Annotated in this window: 23 protein-coding genes and 1 pseudogene; 14 read left to right on the top strand and 10 right to left on the bottom strand. The window is 73.8% G+C overall.

The genetic code is table 11. The features are described from left to right. Window positions 1-5: 5 nt before the first annotated feature. The 3 genes from AB0K43_RS14570 to AB0K43_RS14560 all read right to left on the bottom strand — a co-directional run bounded on the left by AB0K43_RS14570 (window position 6) and on the right by AB0K43_RS14560 (window position 2826). The gene (locus AB0K43_RS14570) at window positions 6-1673 is read right to left on the bottom strand and encodes a hydrogenase maturation protein (protein ID WP_363639459.1); all 1668 of its coding nucleotides are present in this window, start codon (window positions 1671-1673) and stop codon (window positions 6-8) included. A 135-nt stretch (window positions 1674-1808) separates the two neighbouring features. Continuing rightward, complete coding sequence (locus AB0K43_RS14565; protein ID WP_363639457.1) at window positions 1809-2354, bottom strand: DUF1707 and FHA domain-containing protein; 546 nt, start codon at window positions 2352-2354, stop codon at window positions 1809-1811. Window positions 2355-2406: 52 nt separating this feature from the next. Then, window positions 2407-2826, bottom strand: a complete 420-nt coding sequence (locus AB0K43_RS14560; RefSeq protein ID WP_363639455.1) for a CBS domain-containing protein — start codon at window positions 2824-2826, stop codon at window positions 2407-2409. 284 nt (window positions 2827-3110) lie between these two features. Between AB0K43_RS14560 and AB0K43_RS14555 the strand changes: the two genes are divergently transcribed. The 4 genes and pseudogenes from AB0K43_RS14555 (at window position 3111) to AB0K43_RS14540 (ending at window position 4751) form a co-directional block, all read left to right on the top strand. Beyond that, on the top strand, window positions 3111-3512 hold the full coding sequence (locus tag AB0K43_RS14555) for a DUF5994 family protein (RefSeq protein ID WP_363639453.1): 402 nt from the start codon (window positions 3111-3113) through the stop codon (window positions 3510-3512). Between the two features lie 59 nt (window positions 3513-3571). Further along, window positions 3572-3721 (top strand): annotated as a pseudogene (locus AB0K43_RS14550) (XRE family transcriptional regulator); the annotation flags it as partial. After that, window positions 3708-4175 (top strand): NUDIX domain-containing protein, encoded by a 468-nt coding sequence (locus AB0K43_RS14545; protein WP_363639451.1) that lies wholly within the window; start codon window positions 3708-3710, stop codon window positions 4173-4175. The pseudogene AB0K43_RS14550 and the gene AB0K43_RS14545, both read left to right, overlap by 14 nt. A gap of 33 nt (window positions 4176-4208) precedes the next feature. Then, complete coding sequence (locus AB0K43_RS14540; RefSeq protein WP_363639449.1) at window positions 4209-4751, top strand: NUDIX hydrolase; 543 nt, start codon at window positions 4209-4211, stop codon at window positions 4749-4751. A 99-nt stretch (window positions 4752-4850) separates the two neighbouring features. Here the strand turns inward: AB0K43_RS14540 and AB0K43_RS14535 are convergent, their stop codons facing one another. Next, window positions 4851-5216 (bottom strand): hypothetical protein, encoded by a 366-nt coding sequence (locus AB0K43_RS14535; RefSeq protein ID WP_363639447.1) that lies wholly within the window; start codon window positions 5214-5216, stop codon window positions 4851-4853. A 148-nt stretch (window positions 5217-5364) separates the two neighbouring features. Continuing rightward, a complete protein-coding gene (locus AB0K43_RS14530; protein ID WP_363639445.1) occupies window positions 5365-5835 on the bottom strand; it encodes an ATP-binding protein in 471 nt (156 codons plus the stop codon). Between the two features lie 179 nt (window positions 5836-6014). Here AB0K43_RS14530 and AB0K43_RS14525 point away from each other — a divergent pair, with 179 nt between their 5' ends. Together AB0K43_RS14525 and AB0K43_RS14520 are read left to right on the top strand one after the other, a co-directional pair. Further along, entirely contained in the window at window positions 6015-7304 is a 1290-nt protein-coding gene (locus AB0K43_RS14525) for a hypothetical protein (protein WP_363639443.1), read from the top strand. 17 nt (window positions 7305-7321) lie between these two features. Beyond that, complete coding sequence (locus AB0K43_RS14520) at window positions 7322-8038, top strand: creatininase family protein (protein ID WP_363639441.1); 717 nt, start codon at window positions 7322-7324, stop codon at window positions 8036-8038. A gap of 84 nt (window positions 8039-8122) precedes the next feature. Here AB0K43_RS14520 and AB0K43_RS14515 read toward each other — a convergent pair whose 3' ends face one another. After that, window positions 8123-9550: an NCS2 family permease gene (locus AB0K43_RS14515; RefSeq protein WP_363639692.1), complete on the bottom strand. Its 1428-nt coding sequence runs from the start codon at window positions 9548-9550 to the stop codon at window positions 8123-8125. Between the two features lie 296 nt (window positions 9551-9846). Between AB0K43_RS14515 and AB0K43_RS14510 the strand changes: the two genes are divergently transcribed. The 3 genes from AB0K43_RS14510 to AB0K43_RS14500 all read left to right on the top strand — a co-directional run bounded on the left by AB0K43_RS14510 (window position 9847) and on the right by AB0K43_RS14500 (window position 13131). Then, window positions 9847-10194, top strand: a complete 348-nt coding sequence (locus tag AB0K43_RS14510) for a DUF2530 domain-containing protein (RefSeq protein WP_363639439.1) — start codon at window positions 9847-9849, stop codon at window positions 10192-10194. Between the two features lie 144 nt (window positions 10195-10338). Further along, on the top strand, window positions 10339-12831 hold the full coding sequence (locus AB0K43_RS14505; protein ID WP_363639690.1) for an HAD-IC family P-type ATPase: 2493 nt from the start codon (window positions 10339-10341) through the stop codon (window positions 12829-12831). A gap of 12 nt (window positions 12832-12843) precedes the next feature. Next, entirely contained in the window at window positions 12844-13131 is a 288-nt protein-coding gene (locus AB0K43_RS14500) for a hypothetical protein (RefSeq protein ID WP_363639437.1), read from the top strand. Here AB0K43_RS14500 and AB0K43_RS14495 read toward each other — a convergent pair. Continuing rightward, window positions 13095-16385 carry a molecular chaperone Hsp90 gene (locus tag AB0K43_RS14495; protein WP_363639435.1) on the bottom strand — a complete coding sequence of 1097 codons (3291 nt, stop codon included), beginning with the start codon at window positions 16383-16385 and terminating at the stop codon, window positions 13095-13097. The two genes, AB0K43_RS14500 and AB0K43_RS14495, sit on opposite strands and share 37 nt — an antisense overlap. Window positions 16386-16623: 238 nt before the next feature. Between AB0K43_RS14495 and AB0K43_RS14490 the strand changes: the two genes are divergently transcribed. Then, window positions 16624-16914, top strand: a complete 291-nt coding sequence (locus AB0K43_RS14490) for a hypothetical protein (protein WP_363639433.1) — start codon at window positions 16624-16626, stop codon at window positions 16912-16914. 33 nt (window positions 16915-16947) lie between these two features. Here AB0K43_RS14490 and AB0K43_RS14485 read toward each other — a convergent pair whose 3' ends face one another. Continuing rightward, complete coding sequence (locus AB0K43_RS14485; RefSeq protein ID WP_363639688.1) at window positions 16948-17826, bottom strand: DUF3027 domain-containing protein; 879 nt, start codon at window positions 17824-17826, stop codon at window positions 16948-16950. A 548-nt stretch (window positions 17827-18374) separates the two neighbouring features. Here AB0K43_RS14485 and AB0K43_RS14480 point away from each other — a divergent pair. The 4 genes from AB0K43_RS14480 (at window position 18375) to AB0K43_RS14465 (ending at window position 21871) form a co-directional block, all read left to right on the top strand. Beyond that, window positions 18375-19658 carry an MFS transporter gene (locus AB0K43_RS14480; protein WP_363639686.1) on the top strand — a complete coding sequence of 428 codons (1284 nt, stop codon included), beginning with the start codon at window positions 18375-18377 and terminating at the stop codon, window positions 19656-19658. Between the two features lie 92 nt (window positions 19659-19750). Next, on the top strand, window positions 19751-20269 hold the full coding sequence (locus AB0K43_RS14475) for a hypothetical protein (protein ID WP_363639431.1): 519 nt from the start codon (window positions 19751-19753) through the stop codon (window positions 20267-20269). 14 nt (window positions 20270-20283) lie between these two features. Continuing rightward, window positions 20284-21030 (top strand): futalosine hydrolase, encoded by a 747-nt coding sequence (locus AB0K43_RS14470; protein WP_363639429.1) that lies wholly within the window; start codon window positions 20284-20286, stop codon window positions 21028-21030. Continuing rightward, a complete protein-coding gene (locus AB0K43_RS14465; RefSeq protein ID WP_363639427.1) occupies window positions 21023-21871 on the top strand; it encodes a 1,4-dihydroxy-6-naphthoate synthase in 849 nt (282 codons plus the stop codon). Before AB0K43_RS14470 ends, AB0K43_RS14465 begins: the two co-directional genes overlap by 8 nt. Window positions 21872-21895: 24 nt before the next feature. Here the strand turns inward: AB0K43_RS14465 and AB0K43_RS14460 are convergent, their stop codons facing one another. After that, the gene (locus tag AB0K43_RS14460) at window positions 21896-22279 is read right to left on the bottom strand and encodes a cold shock domain-containing protein (RefSeq protein ID WP_363639425.1); all 384 of its coding nucleotides are present in this window, start codon (window positions 22277-22279) and stop codon (window positions 21896-21898) included. Window positions 22280-22628: 349 nt separating this feature from the next. Next, entirely contained in the window at window positions 22629-23768 is a 1140-nt protein-coding gene (locus tag AB0K43_RS14455) for an alpha/beta hydrolase-fold protein (protein WP_363639423.1), read from the bottom strand. Between the last annotated feature and the right edge of the window lie 24 nt (window positions 23769-23792).

The raw sequence follows: 23792 nt of genomic DNA, 5'->3' as shown, positions 1-23792 counted from the left end.
CCCCGCTACCCGCGCAGGTGCTCCGGCGTCGCGGTCGGCCGCACCCGGTGCACGAACGCCCGGCGCAGCCCGTGATACGGCTCGCCGGGCTCGAAGTTCCGCCGCATCCGGGCCAGTTCGTCCGCCCGGTAGGCCGCCAGCGGGCGGTCCTGCTCGGCCCGGGCGCGCTGCCGCTTCTTGACCAGCAGCCGCTCGGCCAGCGCCGGCGAGGCGGCGAGCGCCGCCGCCTCCTTCTCCACCCAGGCCCGGAAGGCGGCCGCGCCGCCACCGCTCAGCCGGTCCGCCAGCCCCAGCCGGACCGCCTCGCGCGCCCCGACCGGCAGCGCGGCCGCGGTCAACCGCCGGGCCTGCTCCTCACCCACCCGGCGCGGCAGGGTGTACGTCCAGTACTCGGAGCCGCACAGCCCCATCAACCGGTAGTGCGGGTTGAGCACCGCCGAGGCCCTGCACCACACCTCGTCCGCCGCCAGGGCCAGCATCAGCCCGCCGGCCGCCGCGTTGCCCGCCAGCGCCGAGACGGTCAGCTTCTCGGTGGTCAGCACGGCGGCCACCAGGTCGTCCATCGCGTTGATGTTCCGCCAGGACTCCTCGCCCGGGTCCTGGGCCGCCTCGATCACGTTCAGGTGGATGCCGTTGGAGAAGAAGTCCCGGGCCGGGCCGAGCACCAGCACCGCGGTCGGCCGCGCGCACGCCTCCCGGTACGCGGCCAGCAGCCGCTCGCACTGCCCGGTGCTCATCGCCCCCGAGGGGAAGGCGAACTCCAGGTAGCCGACGTCGCCCTTCTCCCGGTAGCGCAGCTCGGACCAGGTGTCCCGGCGGGCCGCCGTACCCGGGTCCACCGGCACCTCGGGCACCCCGGCGAGCAGCCCGGCCAGCACCTGCGCCGCCGGCAGCTTGTACGTCGCCGGGCCGCCCGGCTCCCGGCGCGGGCGCAGCTGCGGGATCCACACCGCGCCGTCCGCCGTGGCCCGGCAGATCGCGCCGTCCCTGGTCGCCAGCAGCGTGCCCGCCGCCCCGCGCAGCCGGTCCTCCCGGTGGCCGCCGTGCAGGTAGTACTCGCGGCCGAACAGGCTGTCCAGCACGCCGGGTTGGGAGTCGGCCGCGCGCAGCTTGCGGAGCACCGCGGCGGTGGTGTCCACCGCCCAGTCGATCCGCCGGAACTCCTGGGCGTGGTACGCGCGCAGCGGCCCGCCGGCGCCGTCCTCGGGACGGTAGGCGCCGCCCGCGAAGCGCTCGACCGCCAGCGCCACCGCCTCGGCCGCCGCGTCCGCGACCTCGGTGCGGTACAACTCGCTCTTCCCGCAGGTCCGGACGGCGAACGGCACGCAGGCCCAGACCGGCCCGGCGTCCATCTCGGCGACGGCCTGGAGCACCGTCACGCCCCACTCGGCCGCGCCGTCGGCGATCGCCCAGTCCAGCGCGGACGGCCCGCGGTCACCCTTCGGGCCGGGGTGCACGATCAGCACCGGGTGGCGGCGCCAGACGTCCTCGGGCACCGCGCAGGTCAGCATCGGCGCCACGATCAGATCGGGCCCGAAGCGCTCCGCCGCCGCCCGCAGCGCGCCCTCGCCGAGCGCCAGCTCGACGGCCACGGTGTGCCCGAGCTCCCGCAGGTCGACGTGGATGCGCTGGGTGAGGCTGTTGAACGCGCTGGCCAGCAACAGGATGCGCACGGTGCCCTCCAACGGCACACCGGGCAGGCCGGCGCAGCCGACGCCGGAGCGGAACGGACCGTACCGACGGTACCCGGCAGATGACAGAACGTCAGCGAGTCCGGCCGGGATCGACCGGATTCGGAACCTAGCGCATCACTGTGCGATCAGGTGGAAGGCCAGCCGCCCGAACCGCACCTGGTCGCCCGGCCGGACCAGCACCGCGCCGACCACCCGCAGGCCGTTCACGAACGTCCCGTTGCTGGAGCCCAGGTCCTGCAGCACCCAGCCCTCCGGCTCCACCCGCAGCTCGGCGTGCAGCCGCGACACCGAGGCGTCGCCGAGCCGCAGGTCCGAACCGGTCTGCCGGCCGATCACCAGCCGGGTGGATCCGGGCCCGGGCAGCCGCAGCCCCGGCAGCTGCTCGGTCTCCCAGGTCCGCCGCACCCGGACCTTGAACGCCGACACCTTGGCCACCCCGCGCAGCACCGCCCGGGCGAGCGGGCCGTGCGTCTGGAGGTCGGCCACCACGGTGGCCAGCTCGGCCCGGCTCTTGGCGGTGAGCACGAGTTCCATCCGCCGGATGAAGGTGTCGTGGGACAGCTGCCCGCTGCCCACCCCCTCCCGCAGCACATCCAGCGCCCGGTCGCGCTCGGCCTGGGACGGCCGGGCCACCTGGGTGCGGAACTCAAGAGAGGTCATGCCCCGATTCTCGGCGCCCCGACCAAGCCCTGTCCAGAATCCGTACCCGCGGCTACCCCTGGTACGGCTCCCGCCCGAGCCGGTCCGGCGTGAGCACCCCGAGCAGGTACCCGTCGTCGTCGACCACCGGCCAGGCCTGCAGCGACCTCGCGTCCATCGCCACGGCCGCCACCTCCAGCCCCAACTCCGGCCAGGCGTAGGGCCCGGCGTCGTGGACGACGTCCCGGACCGGGACGGCCTCCGCCGCGCGGGTGACCGCGAGGAAGGGCGCCAGCTGAGCCCTGGTCACCACCCCCGAGCAGCGCCCGTCGTGGTCGCGCAGCACCAGGTACGGGACGTGCGCCCCGCGCATGATCTCGTCGGCCCGGTCGACGGCGGTGTCGTCGGCGATCTGGTAGTCGGGCACGGTCATCGCGTCGCCGACGATGGCAGCACGGCTGCCGAGCGCCGGCGGAGTCAGCACAGTGGTCACGGCGGCACCGAACCTGCCCCCGGGCCGGCTGGGCGCCTGCCCGGCATCGTCACTCACCCAGAACGAACCGGAGGTGGGCGACCGGATTGCGAAGTGCCCTGGATACCGCCAACCGTACTCCGCCGCCCCACGCCGGGCCGGGCCCGCGCGGAGTACCTTGGACTTACCAAGGACGCACCCCCTACCGGCAACCGCGCCGGTGTCACCCTGGTCGGACAGTCGGCCCTCGCACGGGCCGGGACGGGCGGCACCCAGTGTTGCCGAAGCAGCCCCCCACGCCCCGCATGCTCCTCCCCCGCCTCGCCCTGGAGACCACGCTCTCCCGGGACGGCATGTTCGACGGCGCCTGGTGGCCCCGCACCCACCGCATCGAGGACGAACTGCCGGACCTGATCACGGCCCTGTCCGCCCACTTCGGCCCCATCCTCCGGGTCGGCCTGGACACCTCGACCTGGGACACCGTCCCCCGCTCGATCCAGGTCCACGGCCTGGAGGTGCGGATCGCCCCCTTCTCCGCCAGCGGCGACACCATGACCCTCACCCGCGGCCTGCAGGACCAGTTCGTCCTCCTGGTCATCCCCCCGGACACCGCCCCCCACCTCGCCGCCGCCGCCATGACCCACGCCGCCGGCACCGGCAACCACGCCACGGCCGCCGACCTCCTCACCCCGCACCACCCGGCCTGACCGGCCACGGCACGCCCGTCCCACGCCGAGCGCACCGAACAGCGGTGCGCTGAGCGAGCCTTGCCCGCCGGGTCGGCCACGACTCACCGATGATGCACCTACGGCGCAGTCAGGCCGACGGCATGTTCGACCGCTTCGCCGACCGTGTGGAAGAGTCCTGCTCCCGAGGGCGAAACATCCGGGAGGAGGCGCGGCATGGGCAGGCGTGACTACGAGGACGACCCGAACGCCCCGAAGGCCAACAGTCTGGTGCCCGCGGCCTCGGTGGTCGTCGTGGACGAGGTCGGCCGGATCCTGCTCCAACGGCGCACGGACAACGGCCTGTGGGCCCTGCCCGGCGGGAAGATGGAGCTCGGCGAATCACTCGCCGGCTGCGGCATCCGGGAGACCTTCGAGGAGACCGGCATCCACGTGGAGATCACCGGCATCGTGGGCACCTACACCAACCCGGGCCACGTCTTCGCCTACGACGACGGCGAGGTCCGCCAGGAGTTCTCCGTCTGCCTGCTCGCCCGCCCCACCGGCGGCACCCTCCAGGTGTCCGACGAATCGCACGAGGTCGCCTGGTTCCGGCCCGCAGCGGTCGACGACCTCCCCATGGTGCCCAGTATCCGCAAGCGGATCGACGACTGGCGCTCGGGATCAGGCCCGGCCGTCCGGTAGTCCGCCCCGCAAACCAACCGAGAGGTGCGGCAGTTGCGCTGGAACAGCCACGGCCGACGGCTCGTCTACGGTAGCGACTACGTGAACGTCTGGCTCGACGACGTCGACATCCCCGGCATTGGTCGGGTCGACCACCACGTCCTGACCATGCCCCGAGCCTCCACCACCGCGGTGGTCACCGACGACAACGACCGCATGCTTCTGCTCTGGCGGCACCGGTTCATCACCGACTCCTGGGGCTGGGAGGTCCCGGCCGGCTGGACCGACCCCGGAGAGGAGCCTGCGGACGCGATCCGGCGCGAGGTAGAGGAGGAGACCGGCTGGCGGCCGGGCAAGGTCGAGCCACTGACCGGCTACAACGCGCTGAGCGGCCTGTCGACCATGCGGTTCAGCAGCTTCCACGCCACCGAGTGCCGGTACCTCGGCCCGCCCACCGACCGCAGCGAGGCAAGCCGCGTCGAGTGGATCTCCACCGAGGACGTGATCGAGCTCGCCGCCGCCGGGGAGATCACCGACGGCCCTTCGCTCACCGCCATCTCGTACTACCTGGGGATCCACCGCCGAGCGCGGAAGTGACGCTCCAAAAGCCGGCTGACCAGCAAAACCGGCCGGAGAACTGGCCTTCCAGGTGCCACCACATGCACAACCGCAGCCACCGGGCCCGAAGCCTCCCGCTCACCGCCTCGCCCCCGACTTCCCGGCCGTGATCGTGAGGACGTGCTCCACCAACTCGGCCGCGCCGGCGTCCCTGTGCACCACGCGGAAGGTCAGCTCGAACCGGCCTGCTCGCTGCAGCCGGTGGGTGATGAGCTCAAGCGCCCCGCGACCGACCAGACGCCCTTCGAGGTAGTAACGGTGCTCAGCAGACAGGGGCAGTGGACGCAGGGCTCCCACCAGCGCCTGCACCGCCCCCGGCACGCCCCCGAAGGGCTTGGGCCGCATCACACCCACGATCCCCGCCGTCACCAGGAACTCACCGAGCACGGGAACGGCCGGCAGAGGTTCGCCCGGCCGCGCAGCAGCCGCGGAAGCGCCCGTCACACCGACACCTCACCCTGCCGCCGCGGGTGCCGCCGATGAACAGCCACCACCACACCGCCGACCACGATCAGCCGCCCCACACCCCGCCGCACCCCAGCACCGCAGTGGTGACACCGATCCAACGCCGCCCCAACCCGGGCAGGCCGCTTCACCCAACGCATGACTCCCCTTCCACCGGACCGACCACGGCCCACACGAACTTCCCGACACCACCCGGCCGCGGACTGCACCCCCACACCACCGCCAACGCATCGACCAGAAGGAGCCCGCGCCCCGATTCGGAGTCGATCCCCGCGCCGAGCGGTAGCTCCGCCGGTCGATCGCTCGCGTCATGCACTTCGATGCGCAACCGCCCCGCCGAAATCGCCAGCACCACCGCGATCAATCGACCGGGCGTGCGCGCGTGCGTCACCGCGTTGGCAACCAGCTCGGACACGATCAACTCAGCCGCCTCGAAAAGCTCCTGAGACGTATCGGCCTCGGACAGCAGGTCACGGAGCAAGGCCCTGGCCCGGCCGGCCGACCTCACGGTGGACGGCAACCAGCAGCTCCGCGTGGCGGAGACAACCTGCCGATCAGGCGCCACCGCGCCGCCGGGGATATCCGTCAGCTCGATCATTGCTGCACCGCCCTCCGAGGCCAGCCCACGGAGCACCCGGAGATCCGGGCACCTGATGTCAGAATTGCGGTGCAGAAGTCACGCCACACACCCAGCGTGATTACCCAACGTGGGTAAACTCACAGGCAATCAACTTGCGCTCAGGCCAAGGAAGATCACGCAGACAGTGGGGGCCGCACATGGTTGAGGCGAGATCCTCGCAGCGGCTACCCCGTGCGCTGCTCGCCGATCCCGAGATGATCGAAGCCTGCCGAATCCGGGACTTCTCAGCTGTCTTCCGCCTGCTCAAGCGCGCCGGGATCTACCCCTCACTCATCGCTCGCTCCTGCGACCTCACCCCGAGCCGAGTGGGCGAGGTGGTCGCCGGCAGGCGGAGGATCGAGAAGATCGACCTGGTGGAGCGGATCGCCGACGGGCTCCACATCCCGGGACGCCTGCTCGGCCTGGCCGATCGCCACTGGGAGGAGCCGTACCGGGCAAGCTCGCCCGTCCCTGCGCGCAGGAGTTCCGCTCCGGAGGAAGAGACCACCGCGCCGGAGAAGCCACTGATCGAGCCTGAGTTCTTCGCCGCCCAGCTGCGAACCATCATGCCCAGCCACTACCGAGCGGCCAACCTGTTCGGTCCGAAGCACGCGCTCGATCCGGTCGAGCGGCACCTCCGCTCGATCGACAGGCTGCAACTCCATGCCGGCGGCGCGGTCAGAGACGATCTGCTGACCCTGGGAGCACGCATGGCGGAGTTCCTGGGCTGGCTCTACCAAGACCTGGGCGACTTCTCCCAGGCCTCGCAGTGGTCCGACCAAGCGATGGAGTGGTCCCAGGAGACCGGCGACGACCTCATGGCCGCCTACGTGCTCTTCCGCAAGAGCAACCAGGCAACCGCCCGACGACGCCCTCAGCAGGCCGTCAGCCTCGCCAGGGCGGCGCAGCGCGCGCCCGGGGTGACACCGCGGATCCGTGCGCTGGCCGCCCAGCAGGAAGCCCAAGGGCACGCCCTCATGGGCAACACCAGCTTCGCCCAGGCAAAGTTCGGCGAGGCCGCCGAGCTGGCCGCAGCCCCCGACGAGCCGGCGGAGGACGCCGCACTGGACACCGCGTACTGCACGCCGACATACGTGGAGATGCAGCGGGCGAACTGCTGGATCGAGCTCGGCGATCCGGAACGCGCTGCCCGCGTCTTCGAGGCGGAGTTGGCAGCCCTTCCGCAGGTCTACCGGACCGACCAGGGCGTCTACCTCTCGCGGCTCGCACGGGCCTACGCGACCGCGGGCGAGCCGGAGCAGAGCGCCCAGGCCGCAGACCGCGCGTTGTCCATCGCGCTGGAGACCGAATCCGTGCGAGCGCTCGGTGAGTTGGCAACAGCCGGGAAGGCACTGATGACCTGGCACGACGTTCCGGTGGTAGCCGAGTTCTCCGCCCGGCTGGCCCTCGCCCGCAGGGTGATCGCCCCTCGCCCGAGCCTGAGTTGATGGGAGAAGCTGAGATCATGGACACCGCACTGATCACACAGGCCACTTCCGCCGACGAGCTCCGCCGAGGTTCCCGGATCGCTGTCCTGCCAGTCGGCAGCTTCGAACAGCACGGCGCGCACCTGCCGCTCACCACGGACACCGTGATCGCCAGCCTGATCGCTCAGCGCATCGCCACCGACCACGACTTGTTCCTGCTCCCGCCGATCACCGTGTCCTGCTCCCACGAGCACGCGGCCATGCCGGGCACCGTGAGCATCAGCGCTGCCACCCTCTACGCGATGGTCAACGACATCTGGAAGTCGCTCCAGGCATCCGGTGTCCCCGGCCTGATCATCGTCAACGGCCACGGCGGCAACTACGTGCTCTCCAACGTGGTCCAGGAGGCCAACACCACCGGGCCCAACCTCGCACTCTTCCCGGTCCGGGACGACTGGCACCGGGCCCGCGACGAGGCCGGCTTGGAGAGCACCGGAGCCGAGGACATGCACGGTGGCGAGCTGGAGGTCTCGCTCCTGCTCCATGGCGCCCCACACCTCGTACTGGACGGGATCGAGGGGGACGACCACTCGGCCCCCACCCGCCCGCACCTGCTCACCCTGGGCATGGCCGGCTACACCGAGAACGGCATCATCGGCAGCCCGTCCCTGGGCACCGCCGTCAAGGGCAAGGCCATCCTCGACAGCCTCACCCGGTCAGCAGCAGCCCACCTCGACGTGCTCGGCCCGCGCTGATCGAACCACACCCGGTCAACGCATCGAGCCCGCCCCCGGTGGTCGGGAGCGGGCTCGTGCCGAGCGGCTGGGGGGGCCGAGCGGTCAGTCCAGGCCCAGGGCCGGGAGCATGTAGTAGAAGGCGAACACCGCCGCGACGACGTACATCGCGACCGGGACGCTGCGCCAGCGGCCGGCGGCCACCCGCAGGATGCAGAAGGTGATGAAGCCGATGCCGATGCCGTTGGTGATGGAGTACGAGAACGGCATCATCACCATGGTCAGGAAGGCCGGTACGGCGATGGTGTAGTCGGTCCAGTCGATCTCCGTGATGGAGTTCGCCAGGATCAGGAAGCCGACCGTGACCAGTGCCGGGGTGGCCGCCTGGGCCGGGACCATGGTGGCGAGCGGGGTGAGGAAGAGCGCCACCAGGAAGAGCGCGCCGGTGACGATCGAGGCGAAGCCGGTGCGGGCGCCCTCGCCGACGCCGGCCGTGGACTCGACGAAGCAGGTGTTGGCGGAGGAGGAGGTGGCCCCGCCGGCCGCGGTCGCGATGCCGTCCACCATCAGGATCCGGTTGATGCCGGGCAGGTCGCCCTTCGCGTCCAGCAGGTGGGCCTCGTCGGCGACGCCGAGGATGGTCCCCATCGCGTCGAAGAAGCACGACATCAGCACCGTGAAGACGAACAGCACCCCGGTCAGCGCCCCCACCTGGGAGAAGCCGCCGAACAGGTCGACCTGGCCGACCAGCCCGAAGTCGGGGGCGGCCACCGGGTTGCCGGGCCAGGCCGGGACGGTCAGGCCCCAGGCCGTGCCGGGGAGGTCCGCGAGCTGCTGGATGAGCACCGCGATCCCGGTCATCACGACGATGCTGATCAGGATCGCGCCGGGCACCTTGCGGATCAGCAGGACCAGGGTGAGCAGCAGGCCGAGCACGAAGACCAGGACCGGCCAGCCCAGCAGGTGGCCGTTGGTGCCGAGCTGGAGCGGGACGGTGGTGTGGGCGGCGTCCGGGATGCGGCTGACGAAGCCGGCGTCGACGAGGCCGACCAGGCAGATGAACAGGCCGATGCCGATCGCGATCGCCTTGCGCAGGCCGAGCGGTACCGCGTTCATCACCCGTTCGCGCAGGCCGGTGGCGACCAGGATCATGATCGCGAAACCGGCCAGCACCACCATGCCCATGGCGTCCGGCCAGGTCATCCGGGGCGCCAGCTGGAGCGCCACGATGGTGTTGACGCCGAGCCCGGCGGCCAGCCCGATCGGGACGTTGCCGATGACGCCCATCAGCAGGGTGGTGAGCCCGGCGGTGAGGGCGGTGGCGGTGACCAGCTGGGCGCTGTCGAGGTGGGTCCCGTTCATGTCCACGGCGTTGGCCAGGATGATCGGGTTCAGCACCAGGATGTAGGCCATGGTGAAGAAGGTGGCGATGCCACCGCGGATCTCGCGCGACAGGGTGGAGTCGCGCTCGGAGATCCGGAAGAACCGGTCGAGGGCGCCGGTCGCGGGGTGCGGTGCCTTCGGGGTGGGCATGGCGTCCGACGCGTCGGTCGAGTTGGCCAGCGGAGACATTCGGGTGTCCTCGTCGGGTGGGGGCGGAGGAGGAGAAGGGCACCCGAGCGACGCTGGCCGGGTCCGCCGGCGGCGTGGCGCTCGGGCTCCGGGGGGAGAGCCGACATGCCGGAGCCGATCCGGAATCCCAAGTATGAGTTCCTGGGTCGTGCACGCGCCATCTTCGCGCGTAGAAGCAACCCCTTACGGTCACTCCCGATCACCCCGGCACCCCCACCACTGCCGAGCCCCCCCGCCTCCCCCGTACGCTAGGGCGCATGCCGAAGACCCCGCCGCACCCCTCTCCGCCGCCCCTGGAGGCCAACGACGTCGCGATCGTCGGCGGTGGCACGGTGCTGTGGTTCCTCGCCTTCGTGGCGCTGGTGCCGTTCCAGAGCTCGCTGTCCGAGCACGGCCACGGCACCTGGCCGTGGATCTGCCTGTCCGGCGGCCTGCTCGGGCTGATCGGGCTCTGGTACTGCGTCTCCCGCCGGTCCGCGATCCGGCGCGGCCGGGAGGCGGCCGAGCAGGCCGCCACCGACGGCGGGGCGACCGACGGCGGGGCGGCGAACGGCGGGGCGACGACCTCGACGAACGACGCGGAGCCCGAGAACAACCACGGCTGAGGCCTCGGGCCCACCCGGTTGGCCCGAATCGGTGCACAGTGGGGCGCACCGGACAAATCACCCCCATAGAGTCGTGCCATGACGCACCCCGCGGAAGAGCCCTCCGAGGTCGGGAGCGCACACCCCCACGCCTCGTCGGCGGCGATGGCCGCACCCGGCGCCCACGCCACCGGCCCGCGCCCGGCCCGCGCCGTCGGGCTGAGCTCGGCGGAGGTGGCCGAGCGGGTCGCCCGCGGCCAGGTGAACGACGTGCCGGTGCGTTCCAGCCGGTCCGCCCGGGAGATCGTCCGGGCCAACGTCTTCACCCGGTTCAACGCGATCATCGGCGTCATGTTCGGCATCATCCTGGTCGTCGGGCCGATCCAGGACGGGCTCTTCGGGCTGGTCATCGTGGCCAACACGGCGATCGGGATCGTCCAGGAGCTGCGCGCCAAGAAGACCCTGGACAGTCTGGCGCTGATCGGCGAGGCCAAGCCGCAGGTACGCCGCGACGGCTCCGCGCAGACGGTGCCCACCGGGCAGATCGTGCTGGACGACACCGTGCTGCTGGGGATCGGCGACAAGGTGGTGGTCGACGGCCTGGTGACCGAGGCGGACGGGCTGGAGATCGACGAGTCGCTGCTCACCGGCGAGCCGGATCCGGTGCTCAAGCACCCCGGCGCCGAGGTGATGTCCGGCAGTTTCGTGGTGGCCGGCGCCGGCGCCTTCACCGCCACCAGGGTCGGCCGCCAGGCGTACGCGGCGCAGCTGGCCGAGGAGGCGAGCCGGTTCACCCTGGTCCGCTCGGAGCTGCGCACCGGCATCGACCAGATCCTGCGCTTCATCACCTACCTGCTGATCCCGACCGCGATCGGTCTGATCATCAGCCAGCTGGCGGTCGAGGGCAGCGACTGGCGGGAGGCGGTGCGCCGGATGGTGGCGGGGATCGTGCCGATGGTGCCGGAGGGGCTGGTGCTGCTGACCTCGGTGGCGTTCGCGATCGGGGTGATCCGGCTCGGCCGCAAGCAGTGCCTGGTGCAGGAGCTGCCGGCGATCGAGGGGCTGGCCCGGGTGGACACGGTGTGCCTGGACAAGACCGGCACGCTGACCGAGGGCGGGATGGACCTGATCGAGCTGCGGCCGCTGCGCCGGGGCGGCGCCGGGCCGGCCAGCGCGGACCGCACTCGTCCGGACCGCGCCCACCCGGACCGCGCCCACCCGGACGGGACCCACCCGGACCCCCCGGATCCGGACGGCAGCCACCCGGACCGGGCCGCGCTGGAGCAGGCGCTGGCGGCGATGGGCGGCGCCGACTCCCGGCCCAATCCGAGCATGCAGGCGGTGATCGACGCCTTCGGCGCACCCGAGGACGGCCGCTGGCGGGTGCTGGAGGCGATGCCGTTCTCCTCCGCCCGCAAGTGGAGCGGGGTGCAGTTGCTGGAGCCGCAGGGCAGCGAGGCGGGCTGGCTGCTGGGCGCGCCGGACGTGCTGCTGCCGGCGGGCGACCCGGCGCTGGCCGAGGTGGACGAGCTGGGGGCCAAGGGCCTGCGGGTGCTGCTGCTGGGCCGCACCCCGGTGGCGCTGGACTCCCCGGAGGCGACCGCCCGGCTGGAGCCGCTGGCGCTGCTGGTGCTGCAGCAGCGGTTGCGCGCGGACGCCGCGGACACCCTGCGCTACTTCGAGGGCCAGCAGGTCCGGGCGAAGGTGATCTCGGGCGACAGCGCGATCTCGGTCGGCGCGGTGGCCTCGCACCTGGGGCTGCCCGGGGGTGAGCAGCCGGTGGACGCCCGGACGCTGCCCGAGGGCGGCGAGGAGCTGGCCGAGGTGGCCGACCGGACCTCGGTGTTCGGGCGGGTCACGCCGCAGCAGAAGCGGGAGCTGGTGGCCGCGCTCCAGGCCCGCGGGCACACCGTGGCGATGACGGGGGACGGCGTCAACGACGTGCTGGCGCTGAAGGACGCCGACATCGGGGTGGCGATGGGCACCGGCAGCGACGCGACCCGGGCGGTGGCGCAGATCGTGCTGCTGGACGACCGCTTCGCCACGCTGCCCTCGGTGGTGGCCGAGGGCCGCCGGGTGATCGGCAACATCGAGCGGGTGGCCAATCTCTTCCTGGTGAAGACGGTCTACTCGGTGCTGCTGGCGCTGCTGGTGGTCATCACCCAGGTGCCGTACCCGTTCCTGCCGCGGCACTCGACCGTGCTGTCCACGCTGACCATCGGGGTGCCGGCCTTCTTCCTGGCGCTGGCGCCGAACAGCGAGCGGGCCAGGACCGGCTTCGTGCGCCGGGTGCTGCGGCTGGCGGTGCCGGGCGGGGTGATCGCGGGGACGGCGACCTTCACCTCGTACATGCTGGCCCGGGCCGACGACGTGACCGACCTGGAGGCCGACACCAGCGTGGCGACGCTGACGCTGTTCCTGGTCGCGATGTGGGTGCTGGCGATCGTGGCCCGGCCGTACACCTGGTGGCGGCTGCTGCTGATCGCGACGATGGGCGGGGCGTTCGCGCTGGTGCTGGTGGTGCCGTGGCTCTCGGACTTCTTCCAGCTGTCGCTGGCCGGGACACGTGATCCCTGGGTGGGAGTGGGTATCGCACTGGTGGCGGGTCTGGCGCTGGAGGTGGTCTGGCGGGTGATCGTCCGCCGCGGGGACGCGTGACGGGGGGCCGTGATGGCGCGCAGGGGTGGGGAGTTGGAGGCGTTCATCGCCTACGCGGCCGGCGGGGCGATGGCCCTGCTGGGCCGGCTGGCGGTCCGCGCCCTGGTCCGGCTGACCGGGTACGGCGCACCGCGCGGCGGGGTGCTGCTGGCGCTGGCGGCCGCCGGGGCCGGATGCGCGGTACTGGTGTACCGCGCGCTCCGGGCCCCGGAGGCGGCTCGGCAGGCTCAGGAGCTGGCCGTGCTGCGTGACCTCAAGGACCGTCAGGACTCGAAGTCGCGGGCGGCCAGCAGCTCGTAGGCCCGGTCGGGCTCGGCGAGCGCGGCCAGGATCTCGAACCGGCGGTGCCACTGGCCGACCGACCAGGCGAGCCCGGCCGCGAGGCCCTCGGGGGTGGCGGCGTGCAGCAGGCCGGCCACCGGGGTCACCTCGAACTCGTCGTCCTCGTCGGCCGTTTCGGCCTCCTCGGGGTCGTACGGCAGCTCGGGGGCGGGCGCCGCGGTGTCCCAGCGCCAGTGCACGGCGGCCTCCTCGCCGTCCGGGCCGACCACCAGCAGCTCCTCGTGCTCCTCGTACGCGGCGGGGCAGCCGGGCAGCAGCTCGCGGACGACGGCGGGCACCCGGTGCAGGGCGCCCTCGGAGAGCACCCGGCCGCCGGCCACCTCGCTGGCGAGCGAGACGTGCAGGCGCTCGGCCAGGTCGACCGCGAACGCGGGCGCGACCGGCAGCACGGGGTGGCCGTGCAGCAGCTCGACCAGGTCGGGGGCGTCGGCGACGACCGCCTGCGCCGCGTCCACGATCACCGTGCGCTCGCCGCGGCGGCCGGTGGCCTCGTCCAGCGCGGTGAGCGAGCGGACCACGTCGAGGGCCTCCACCCGCTCGGCCGGCAGCTGGGCCAGGGCGGTGTAGATGCCGTGCAGCTGGCGGTGGGTCACCTCGCTGTCGGGGTCGGTGAGCCGGTCCAGCAGCTCCTCGGGGCCGTGCGGCTCGGCGAGCAGCGCCGCCAGCGTGGTGCGCACCCCGAGGGCGTGCAGGAACTGCTCGTCCAGGGTGGTGCGGGCCTCGTCGTAGAGGCCGCGCAGCAGCGGGTCGGCGCCGGCGGCGCGCAGGCCGGCCGGCTCGCGGCCGTCCAGCACCGGGTGGTCGCGCAGCCACCAGGCGGTGTACGGGGGGAGGTCGGTGTAGCTGCCGTCGGGCAGCAGGGTGCGCACCGGGGCGACCACGGCGTCGCGGTACGGCGGGCGGGCGAGCAGCGCGAGTGCCTCGGGCCAGGCCGCGTCGTCGACCAGGTCGAGGTCGCGGACGGCGAGCAGTTCGGCGGCGACCGGCGGGACGCCGAGGTCCGCGTCGTCGGCGTGCAGGGCCTCCAGCACGTCCTCGCACCAGTCGGCCAGGCCGTCGGGGGCCTCGTCCAGCAGGCCGGTGGGGCGGCCGCCGGCCGCGCGGTCCGCCGGAGCGGTCGGGTCCAGCCGCTCCAGGTCGTCCGGGTCGAGCACCACGTCCTCGGCGCGGACCAGCGCGAAGGTGGCCAGTACCCCGCTGGCGGAGAGGACCTCGGGGCCCCAGCGCTCCAGCAGGTCCTCGTCCACGTAGCCGGCGTCGTCCTCGCGGGCGAGGGCGGCCAGCGGGCTGTCCGGCAGGATCAGCTCGCCGGCCCGGGCCAGCTCGCCCTCGTCGTCGGGCAGCGCCAGGCGGGCCAGCCAGGGGTGCGCCCCGGCGGTCGCGCCGGCCGCCTTGACCAGGGCGAGCACCGCGTCGGCCAGGTCCACGGCGGCGTCGAAGTCGTCCTCGCCGACCTCCAGCGAGCGGGCCACCGCGGCCCGCACCTCGGGCGTGTCGAGCACCCCCGCCGGGGTGGCGGTGGCGGCGCCGAGCTTGGCCAGCAGCGGGTGGGCGGCCTCCGGGTGGGCCAGGCGCAGGTCGAGCAGTTCGAGCGCCTCGGCGAGCGCCTCGGGGTAGCCCTCGTAGCCCGCCCACTCGGCGGCGTCGGAGGGCAGCAGCACCCGGCGCGGGCCGGTGACGGTACGGCCGTCGGCCAGCGGCACCGGGAGCGCGCCGAGCGACTCCGGGTCGGCGCCGCCGAGCGCGGCGTAGAGGTTGCGCCACCAGGCCGGCTCGCGGTCCAGGCCGCCGAGCTGGTCGACCACCTCGGCCAGCGGCACCCGGCGCACCGCGAGTGCGCGCAGCTCGCTGCGGCGCTCCAGGCCGGCCGGCAGCAGGCCGGGGAAGATCGGGGCGAGCGCCTCGACGACCAGCTGGTCGGCGCCCTCCAGCAGGGTGGCGTCGCGCGGGCGCAGCGCCGGGGTGCCCTCCTCGACCGTGCCGGGGTGCGGCAGGAAGGGGGTGGCGGGCAGCCGGTCCAGGATGGCCGAGCGCAGCGCGTTGTCCAGGGCGCCGGAGCCGAGCGGGGCCGGCACCAGGCCGAGCGAGCCGAGGTCGGCGCCGCGGCTGCGGAGCAGGTCGGTGTAGGCCTCGGCGGCCTGCTCGGTGAGGAAGTCGGTGAGCGGGCCGGGTGCGACGTGCCGGCGGGTGGAGTCCAGCGGGTATCCGGCGATCAGCAGCGCGGGCACGCCGAGCGGCTCGTCGCTGGGGGTCGGGGCGTGCACCACGGGGGTGGTGCGGGGCGGCTGCGGGGTGCCGTCGGCGGTGACCGGGACGGCCCAGGTCACCGACCAGTACGGGCGGGCGCGCTCCTCGGTGGTGCGGTCGGCGAGCAGCTCGGGGGCCACCGCGCCGGAGCGGCTGACGGTCTGCCAGCTGGCCTGCCGGTCGCCGTCGCCGATGGTGACCTGGGTCAGCCCGTCGGGCTGCCGGAGCTCGGCGGAGCGGGTCAGGGTGCGCACGCCGTCCGGGGTCTCCACGGTGACCTCGGCGAGGCCGGGCAGGGTGAGCAGCAGGGCGTCGTCGATCTCGGCGAGCAGCCGCCGGGTGAGGTCCTCGGCCGCCGAGTCGCGCAGGGGCAGCACCACGACGGTGTCGTAGCCCTCGGGGGCGGCGCCCTCGGCGGGCAGCGGCAGCCGCAGCAGCGGGACGTGGCCCTCCCGGCGGCGCAGTTCCTCGCCCAGTTCGGGGCGGTCCGCCACCAGCGCGTGCGCCTCGGCGAGCGACCAGCGGACGCCGCCGTGGGCGCCGAGCACGGCCGGCTCGTCGCTGACGGCGAGCACCGCGGAGAAGCCCACGCCGAACCGGCCGACGGCGCCGTCGCCGTCGGCGCGCTTGGCGGAGGCGCGCAGGGTGGAGAGCGATTCGACGGCGGTGGCGTCCAGCGGGGCGCCGGTATTGGCGGCGGCGAGCACGCCGTCGCGCAGGGTGAGCCGGAACCGGCCGGGGCCGGCGCCGGCCCGGGCGGCGGCGTCGGCGGCGTTCTGGGCGAGTTCGACCACCAGCCGGTCCCGGTAGCCGCCGAGGGCCAGCTCCTCCTCCGCGTTGGCGTCCTCGCGGAACCGTGCGGGGGCGGCCGTCCAGGCGTCCAGCACCCGCCGCCGCAGGCCGGCCGTGTCGAAGACGTCCGCGGCCTCTCCGTCCGTGCCACTGCCGATGATCCGAGGCTCCACCGCGACCTGCCGCCTTCCGCCGAGCTGTCGTGCGTACGGGGGCATTCTTCCCTGCCGGACCGTCATCGCCGACCACGGGTGCGGCGCGGCCCCGGTCGGGGCGCGCCGAGGGAGGGCACGGGCGGTCGGGGCCGGGCGTCGGCGGTCGGCGGCGGTCGGGGCGGGAACCACCCGCCCGCACCGGGGGTTGGCTCCGGTGTGGGGCCCGCCGAGGGCGCGGGCGCCGGGAGGAGGGGCCGTGACGGATCCGGTGGGGCACGGCGAGGAGCCGCTCTGGCACCTGCTGATCGAGCGCGAGCTCGCCGAGGGCTGGGAGCTGGCCGAGGCCCGCCCGGCGGGCCGCACCCGCGAGGAGGCGCTGGCGGCGGTCGAGGAGGTCACCCGGACCTGGGGCAGGTGGCGGGGCGAGCGCTCGGTGTACCGGATGGCCGGCGACAGTTGGCTGGTCGCGGTCGGGCGCTACCACTTCCAGGTGCGCCTGGGCGAGCTGGTGTACCGGCAGGCCCGCCGCGGCCTGTTCGGCGGCTGACCCCGCCGGGCGGCGGGGCCTGCCGACGGGCCGTCAGGAGTGGCCGAGCTCCTCGGCCGGGGCGTCCGGCTCGACCGAGCCGCCGGTGCGGTCGGGGCGCAGCTGGAGCGGCTCGACCACGGTCTCGTCCAGGATCAGCTCGGACGGGACGGGCGGGGCGGGCAGCACGGCGGCCTCGGAGTGCGCGCCGCAGCCGTAGCCGAGCGAGACGACCTGGCCGTCGGCCGGGCCGAACTCGTTGCCGCAGACGCCGAACGCCTGGCCGAGCGAGCCGCCGATCGGCACCAGGAAGCCGCAGGTGGTGCAGGAGGCCGGGGCCGCCTGGGCCATCGGCGTCTGCGGTCCGAACGTGGACTCCCAGCGGTCGGCGGCCAGGTGCAGGCCGAGCCGGGACAGCACCCGGGGACGGCCGAGGCCGAGCTCCTCGGCGATGGCACCGATCCGGGCGCGGGCCGGGGCGGGCTGGACGTCGTCGCTGACCACGACCTCCTCCGCGGCGGCCAGCGCCAGGGCGGAGTTGGGGGCCGGCTCGTCCTCGCCCGTCCAGCCGGGCTCCAGGCGCAGGTCGTCGGCGCCGGTCGGCAGCAGGTCACCGGGGCCGAGGTCACCGGGCCGCAGCCGCTCGCTCCACGGCACCCACTGGGGGGCGAGCACCGCGTCCTGTCCGGGCAGCAGCACGACCTCGTCGAGGGTGACGTTCTTCGCCCGCGGCGCCCGCGCCACGGTGACCGCCCAGTGCCAGCCGCGGTAGGCGGCGTCCAGGCACTCGAAGGTGTGGGTGACGACACGGTCGCCGTCCGCCTCCACCCCGAGGTGGGCGCCGACGCTCTCGGGGCCGACCGCCTCCTCGGCTGCCTGGCGGGCGATTTCGACGGCCTCGGCACAGAGCCGGTCCGGGGTACGGCTTCGCATCGCAGCGCTCACGGCGTCGATTCTCTCCCAGTCCTGTCGTTCCTGCGGTCGATATCCGGCCCACCGCCCGCCGGAGCGGGTCCGCAGTGCTGCCGACGGGCGTAGGCCCGCCGGGTACGGTTCCATTCTGCTCGAACCGGGGAGACCTCCGGGACGGGCCGCGCCGCCCTGGCCCCTCCCCTGTACGTCCCGGCACACGCCGTAGTGCAGGCTACCCGCCAGTCGGCCGGGGAGCACAGCCCGGGGCCCACGCCGGGTGCTCGCGACACCGCCGCGACCGCGACTCGCCATCCGTACGCAAGCCCCAATCAGTCGTAGGCCGCGCCATTCTCGGGCAGGATGACGGTGTGACGGACGAGACCCCGTCGCCGCACGGACCGCACTCCCCGCAGGGCGAGGACCACGCGGAGGCGGACGCTGTGCCGCGGCAGCCGACGGTCCCCCCGGACGGCGCTGGGCAGCCGCCGGAGGACGGTTGGGCGCAGCCCGCGAAGTCCCGCAACGTCCTGACCCGCGGCGCGTCCGCCGCGGGGGCCCGGACCGGCAAGGTGGTGCACGGCACCGGCCGGCGGATCCGCCGCGCGACGGCGGCCGAGGGCGCCGGCGAGTCCGGTCTGGCGAAGCTGATCGAGTTGCACGCGCTGAACTCCTTCGGCGACATGCTGATCACCATCGCGCTGGCCTCCACCATCTTCTTCTCGGTGCCGACCGGTGAGGCCCGCGGCCGGGTCGCGCTCTACCTGCTGATCACGATGGCGCCGTTCGCGCTGCTCGCCCCCGTGATCGGCCCGCTGCTGGACCGGCTGCCGCACGGCCGCCGCTCGGCGATGGCGATGTCGATGCTGGCCCGGGCGGTGCTGGCGTGGACGATGGCCGGCACGATCAGCACCGGCGGGCTGGCGCTCTATCCGGAGGCGCTCGGGGTGCTGGTCGCCTCCAAGGCGTACGGCGTGGTGCGCAGCGTGGTGGTGCCGCGGCTGCTGCCGCCGCAGCTGTCGCTGGTGAAGGCCAACTCCCGGGTCACCCTGGCGGGTCTGCTGGCCACCATGGTGGCGGCCGGGGTGGGCGGGGTGCTGCACCTGATCGGCGCGGGGTGGCCGCTGCGCGGGGCGTTCCTGGTCTTCGTGATCGGCACCCTGATGGCGTTCCACCTGCCGCACAAGGTGGACTCGGCCAAGGGCGAGCAGCGGGCGGTGCTGCACTCCGAGGAGCACGGGGTGTCGCCCGCCAAGGGGGTGCTGCGGGCGGTCGGGCCGTCGGTGATCCTGGCCCTGCGCGGAGTGGCCTCGCTGCGCTGCCTGGTGGGCTTCCTGGTGATGTTCCTGGCCTTCCTGATCCGCAACGACCCGATCGGCGGGCTGCCCGAGACGGCGGCCCTGGGCGTGCTCGCGGCCTCGGCGGGCGTGGGCAACGCGCTCGGCTCGGTGTTCGGCTCCTGGCTGCGGACCAGGGGCTCGGAGGTGATCGTGACGACGGTGCTGCTGCTGGCCACCCTGGCCGCCACCGCGGCGGCGCTCTGGTACGGGCTGCTGACGGTGGCGCTGGTCGCGGCGACCGCCGGGATGTCGGCCTCGCTGGGCAAGCTGGCGCTGGACGCGCTGATCCAGCGGGACGTCCCGGAGGCGGTCCGGACCTCGGCGTTCGCCCGCTCGGAGACGCTGCTCCAGCTGGCCTGGGTGGCCGGTGGCGTGGTCGGCATCTCGCTGCCGCTCAACGCGGTGCTGGGGCTCTCGCTGGCGGCCGCGATGATGGCGGTGTCGCTGCTGTGGGCCCTGTGGTCGCTGTTCCGGATCGGGCCGCGCCGCTCGGCGGCCCACCCCAGGGTGGCCTGAGCGGCGGCGGGCTGGGCCGCCCGTGCGGATGCCCGGGGCGACTCGGCCACCCCGGCGCACCGTGATCGCGAAAGCCCGGTAGCCTCTTGCCCATGAGCCTCAGCACCCGTGCAATCGCCGCCATCGGCGCCGTCGTCGTGATCGGCGCCGGCACGGTGGGCGGTTCGATCGCCTACGCCAGCAGCCAGGGCAAGCCCGCCGAGCGTCAGGCGACGCTGGTCGTCGGCACCACCTCGGTCCGGACCGCGCCGCTCTGCTACAACGACGGCAAGCCGCTGGACCAGGCGCAGATCGAGAAGTGCCAGCTGGATGCCAAGAAGGCCGGCCAGGAGAACAAGCTGGAGTCCTCCGACGTGGAGTCCAGCGACCGGATCGGCATCGGGGTGGACAAGGACACCGGCGAGCGCGGCTGGTTCGCCTTCACCGACGGCGGCCAGCAGGGCCAGGCGCCGATCGCGCAGGAGGTCAAGGGCTCGACGTACTCCGGCTCGGTGCTCGCCTCCACGCTGCTGAACACCACCGGCACCACCACGGTCACCGTGGTCGAGGCCGACCAGAAGACCAACGACATCTACGGCGTCTGGTACTTCCAGCTGCACACCAAGAGCTGACCGCACCCCCCGCGATGAGCGTGCGGACCACCGACGAGCAGCCCGGCCTCCCGCAGGCCGGGCTGCTCGTCGTGGTCGCGGTCGAGGCGGAGGCCGAGGCGGTGCTGCGGGCCCTGCCCGGGGGCGCCCGCCCGGTGGAGGTGCCCGGCGGCGGCCTGCTGCGGCGCGGCGAGCGGGACGGCGTGCCGGTGGACGTGCTGGCCGGCGGGGTCGGACCGGCCGCGGCGGCGGCCGCCACGGCGGCGGCGCTGGCCGGCCACCGGTACGCGCTGGTGGTGTCGGCCGGGATCGCCGGCGGCTTCGCGCCCCGGGCGCCGATCGGCGCGCTGGTGGTGGCCGGGCGGCTGGTGGCGGCCGATCTGGGCGCCGAGACCCCGGACGGCTTCCAGGACGTCACCGAGCTGGGCTTCGGCACCGTCCGGCACACCCCGCCGCCGGCCGCCGTGCGGCTGGCCGCCGAGGCGCTGGGCGCCGCCACGGGCGAGGTCCTGACGGTCTCCACCGTCACGGGCAGCGCCGAGCGGGCCGCCGCCCTGGCCGCGCGCCACCCGGACGCGCTGGCGGAGGCGATGGAGGGCTTCGGGGTGGCCGAGGCGGCCGCCCGGTTCGGGGTGCCCGCCTTGGAGATCCGGGCCGTGTCCAACGCCGTCGGGCCGCGCGACCGCGCCGCCTGGCGGATCGGCGAGGCGCTGAGGGCACTGGAGCGGGCCTTCCTCGCGCTGCCGTACCGAGCCCTGCTCCAGGAGGTCCCCCGTGGCTGAGCCGCTCAAGGTCGCCTACTCGCCCTGCCCCAACGACACCTTCGTCTTCCACGCCTGGGCCCACGGCCTGGTGCCGGGCGCGGACGCGCCGGAGGTGACCTTCGCCGACATCGACCTCACCAACGGGATGGCCGAGCGCGGCGAGCTGGACCTGCTCAAGATCTCCTACGGCCAGCTGCCCTGGGTGCTGCGGGACTACGCGCTGCTGCCCTGCGGCGGCGCGCTCGGGCGGGGCTGCGGGCCGCTGGTGCTGACCGCCGGGGAGCGCGACCCGGCCGCGCTGGCCGGTCGGACGGTGGCGGTGCCCAGCGAGCGCTCCACCGCGTACCTGCTGTTCCGGCTCTGGGCGGCGAAGGCCGTACCGGGGGGCTTCGGGAAGATCGTGGTGCTGCCGTTCCACGAGATCATGCCGGCCGTGCGGGACGGCCGGGTGGACGCCGGCCTGGTGATCCACGAGGCCCGGTTCACCTACCAGCGGTACGGGCTGCACAGCCTGGCCGACATGGGCGAGGCCTGGGAGCTGGAGACCGGCCTGCCGATCCCGCTCGGCGCGATCGTGGCCCGGCGCTCGCTGGGCACCGAGCGGCTGCGCGAGCTGGCCGCGACCATCCGCAGCTCGGTGGTGCTGGCCTGGGACGATCCGGCCGCCTCCCGCGACTACGTGCTGGCGCACGCCCAGGAGATGGACCCGGAGGTGGCGGACCGGCACATCGGCCTGTACGTCAACGAGTTCACCGCCGCGCTGGGCGAGGAGGGCTACGCCGCGGTCCGCGCGCTGCTCACCCGGGCCGCCGCGGAGGGGTTGGCCCCCGCGGTCGACCCGGGCGCGCTCGCGTTCTGAGCGCGGCCGGCGCGGTGCGCGCCGTCAGACGTCGAACTGCTCGGCGACGGCCCGCAGCACCACGGCCAGCTGCTGGCCGGTCGGCTTCGCCGGGTACCTGCCGCGCTGCAGGCCGGGCAGCACCGCGTCGAGCATGGAGATCAGATCCTGCACGATCGGCGCCATGTCGTCGGCGCTCTTGCGCTGGGCGGCGGCCACCGAGGGCAGCGCGTCCAGCAGCGTGACACTCATCGCCTGCTCACCGCGGTGACCGGCGACGACGCCGAACTCGACCCGCTGCCCCGGCCGCAGCGCGGTGACGCCGGTGGGCAGCGCCTTGGTGTGGACGAAGACCTCACCGCCGTCGTCGCGCGACAGGAAGCCGTAGCCCTTCGTCTCGTTGAACCACTTGACCTGGCCGGTGGGCATCTCGAAAAGTCCTCGGTGTGGGTGTGGGGGCGGCCCGGGTAACGGCCCGGGGCCCGCCGGGTGGACGCCGGACCGGCCACGCGACGGCGGGCCGGCCCGATCAGCGGATCAATGATCTCTCAGCTGCTCACTCATGCGCGGCAGGAGAGGCGTACCGGGGCCTGGCCGGGCCAGGGTGCGGCATGGCGCTGTCCACTGGCTCACACCCCCGCTCGGTCGGGCGGGGCGTCCGCTGGACCCCGCGCGATGGCTGCATACCCCGGCCGGGGCGAGGTCGAAACTCCCCGCTGCCAGGAAACTCCATGCAGTGACCGATGCCAGGTCACACGGGGCGGTGGAGGACGCTGCGTCAGGCGGGGTCGGTGAGGTGGCCGGTGAGCCAGCCCAGCGAGGCCGGGAGCATCCGGTTCCAGGTGTTGAAGTTGTGGCCGCCGGTCTCCAGGGTGATCGAGGAGACCTTGGTCGGTCCGCCCTTGGCGGCGGCGATGAACTGCTCGGTGTTCGCGAAGTAGTCGCCGTCCCCCTCCCGGCTGCCGCCGACCAGCAGGGCGACCTTCGGGTGCGGCAGGTTGGCCAGCCGCCAGGACAGGTCGGCCTCGTTGCGCCGCTGCTGCTGGCCGCCGAACAGGTCACCGGTGGTCGGGTCCTCGGCCGCCCGGTAGTAGCCGGAGAGCGCCACGGCCGCGGAGTACACGTCGGGGTGCTTCATCGCCAGCTTGAGCGCGCAGTAGCCACCGGTGGAGTTGCCCACCAGGCCCCAGCCGCCGGGCGCGTCGGTGACCCGGTAGGAGCCGCGGATCGCGGCCGGCACGTCCTGGGCGAAGTACGTCTCGGCCTGCGGGCCGCCGGGCACGTTCTCGCACTCGGTGTCCCGCGGCATCGCCGGCGAGGGCCGCATCAGCACCAGCACGGTGGGCTTCATCTTCCCCTCGCGCAGCTGCTGCAGCTCGGTGGCGGGGTAGTTGAGCTTGCTGACCAGGTTCTTGGCGTCGCCGGGGAAGCCGGTGATGGCGATCACGGCCGGGAACTTCTTGTCCTGGTAGCCGGGTTGGAAGTACTGCGGGGGCAGGTAGACGTAGCCCTCGGTGGACAGGCCGGTGCTCGCGCCGGGGATCCGGATCCGCTCCAACTTGCCGACCAGCGAAGGGTCCCGGCCGACGCTGTTGGTGCCGCGCACGTTCTCGTGGGCGATCTGCTCGATGCCGGCCGTCCGGCGGCCGTCGGCGAACTGGTTCTCGATGGTCACCGGGCCGTTGTCGGCGGTGCCCAGCAGGTCGTCCCAACTGCTGTAGAAGGCGAAGGAGTTGTTGGCCAGCAGGCCCAGCGTGCACATCACCGCCAGCTGGGTGGCGACGATGGTGCCGATCCGGCCGCAGACCGCCACCCAGCCGCTGCGGGCCAGCCTCGGCCAGAGCCAGACCGTTCCCCCCACCAGCAGCAGCGAGACCAGCGCGGACAGCGCCAGCACCTTGTGACTGGTCAGACCCATGCGTGTGAAGCCCCTGTAATCCCC

This window comes from Kitasatospora sp. NPDC049258 (assembly GCF_040678895.1).
In the GTDB taxonomy this organism is placed as follows: Bacteria; Actinomycetota; Actinomycetes; order Streptomycetales; family Streptomycetaceae; genus Kitasatospora.
Note: the sequence above shows the minus strand (reverse complement) of the source record. Positions and strands in the feature narration are given on the sequence as shown.

Excerpts from the sequence above, each read along its gene's own strand:
- AB0K43_RS14565 (WP_363639457.1), bottom strand. The coding sequence starts at position 2,354 with ATGACCTCTCTTGAGTTCCGCACCCAGGTGGCCCGGCCGTCCCAGGCC.
- AB0K43_RS14555 (WP_363639453.1), top strand. The coding sequence starts at position 3,111 with ATGCTCCTCCCCCGCCTCGCCCTGGAGACCACGCTCTCCCGGGACGGC.
- AB0K43_RS14545 (WP_363639451.1), top strand. The coding sequence starts at position 3,708 with ATGGGCAGGCGTGACTACGAGGACGACCCGAACGCCCCGAAGGCCAAC.
- AB0K43_RS14530 (WP_363639445.1), bottom strand. The coding sequence starts at position 5,835 with ATGATCGAGCTGACGGATATCCCCGGCGGCGCGGTGGCGCCTGATCGG.
- AB0K43_RS14525 (WP_363639443.1), top strand. The coding sequence starts at position 6,015 with ATGGTTGAGGCGAGATCCTCGCAGCGGCTACCCCGTGCGCTGCTCGCC.
- AB0K43_RS14520 (WP_363639441.1), top strand. The coding sequence starts at position 7,322 with ATGGACACCGCACTGATCACACAGGCCACTTCCGCCGACGAGCTCCGC.
- AB0K43_RS14515 (WP_363639692.1), bottom strand. The coding sequence starts at position 9,550 with ATGCCCACCCCGAAGGCACCGCACCCCGCGACCGGCGCCCTCGACCGG.
- AB0K43_RS14510 (WP_363639439.1), top strand. The coding sequence starts at position 9,847 with ATGCCGAAGACCCCGCCGCACCCCTCTCCGCCGCCCCTGGAGGCCAAC.
- AB0K43_RS14505 (WP_363639690.1), top strand. The coding sequence starts at position 10,339 with ATGGCCGCACCCGGCGCCCACGCCACCGGCCCGCGCCCGGCCCGCGCC.
- AB0K43_RS14500 (WP_363639437.1), top strand. The coding sequence starts at position 12,844 with ATGGCGCGCAGGGGTGGGGAGTTGGAGGCGTTCATCGCCTACGCGGCC.
- AB0K43_RS14485 (WP_363639688.1), bottom strand. The coding sequence starts at position 17,826 with ATGCGAAGCCGTACCCCGGACCGGCTCTGTGCCGAGGCCGTCGAAATC.
- AB0K43_RS14475 (WP_363639431.1), top strand. The coding sequence starts at position 19,751 with ATGAGCCTCAGCACCCGTGCAATCGCCGCCATCGGCGCCGTCGTCGTG.
- AB0K43_RS14470 (WP_363639429.1), top strand. The coding sequence starts at position 20,284 with ATGAGCGTGCGGACCACCGACGAGCAGCCCGGCCTCCCGCAGGCCGGG.
- AB0K43_RS14460 (WP_363639425.1), bottom strand. The coding sequence starts at position 22,279 with ATGCCCACCGGCCAGGTCAAGTGGTTCAACGAGACGAAGGGCTACGGC.
- AB0K43_RS14455 (WP_363639423.1), bottom strand. The coding sequence starts at position 23,768 with ATGGGTCTGACCAGTCACAAGGTGCTGGCGCTGTCCGCGCTGGTCTCG.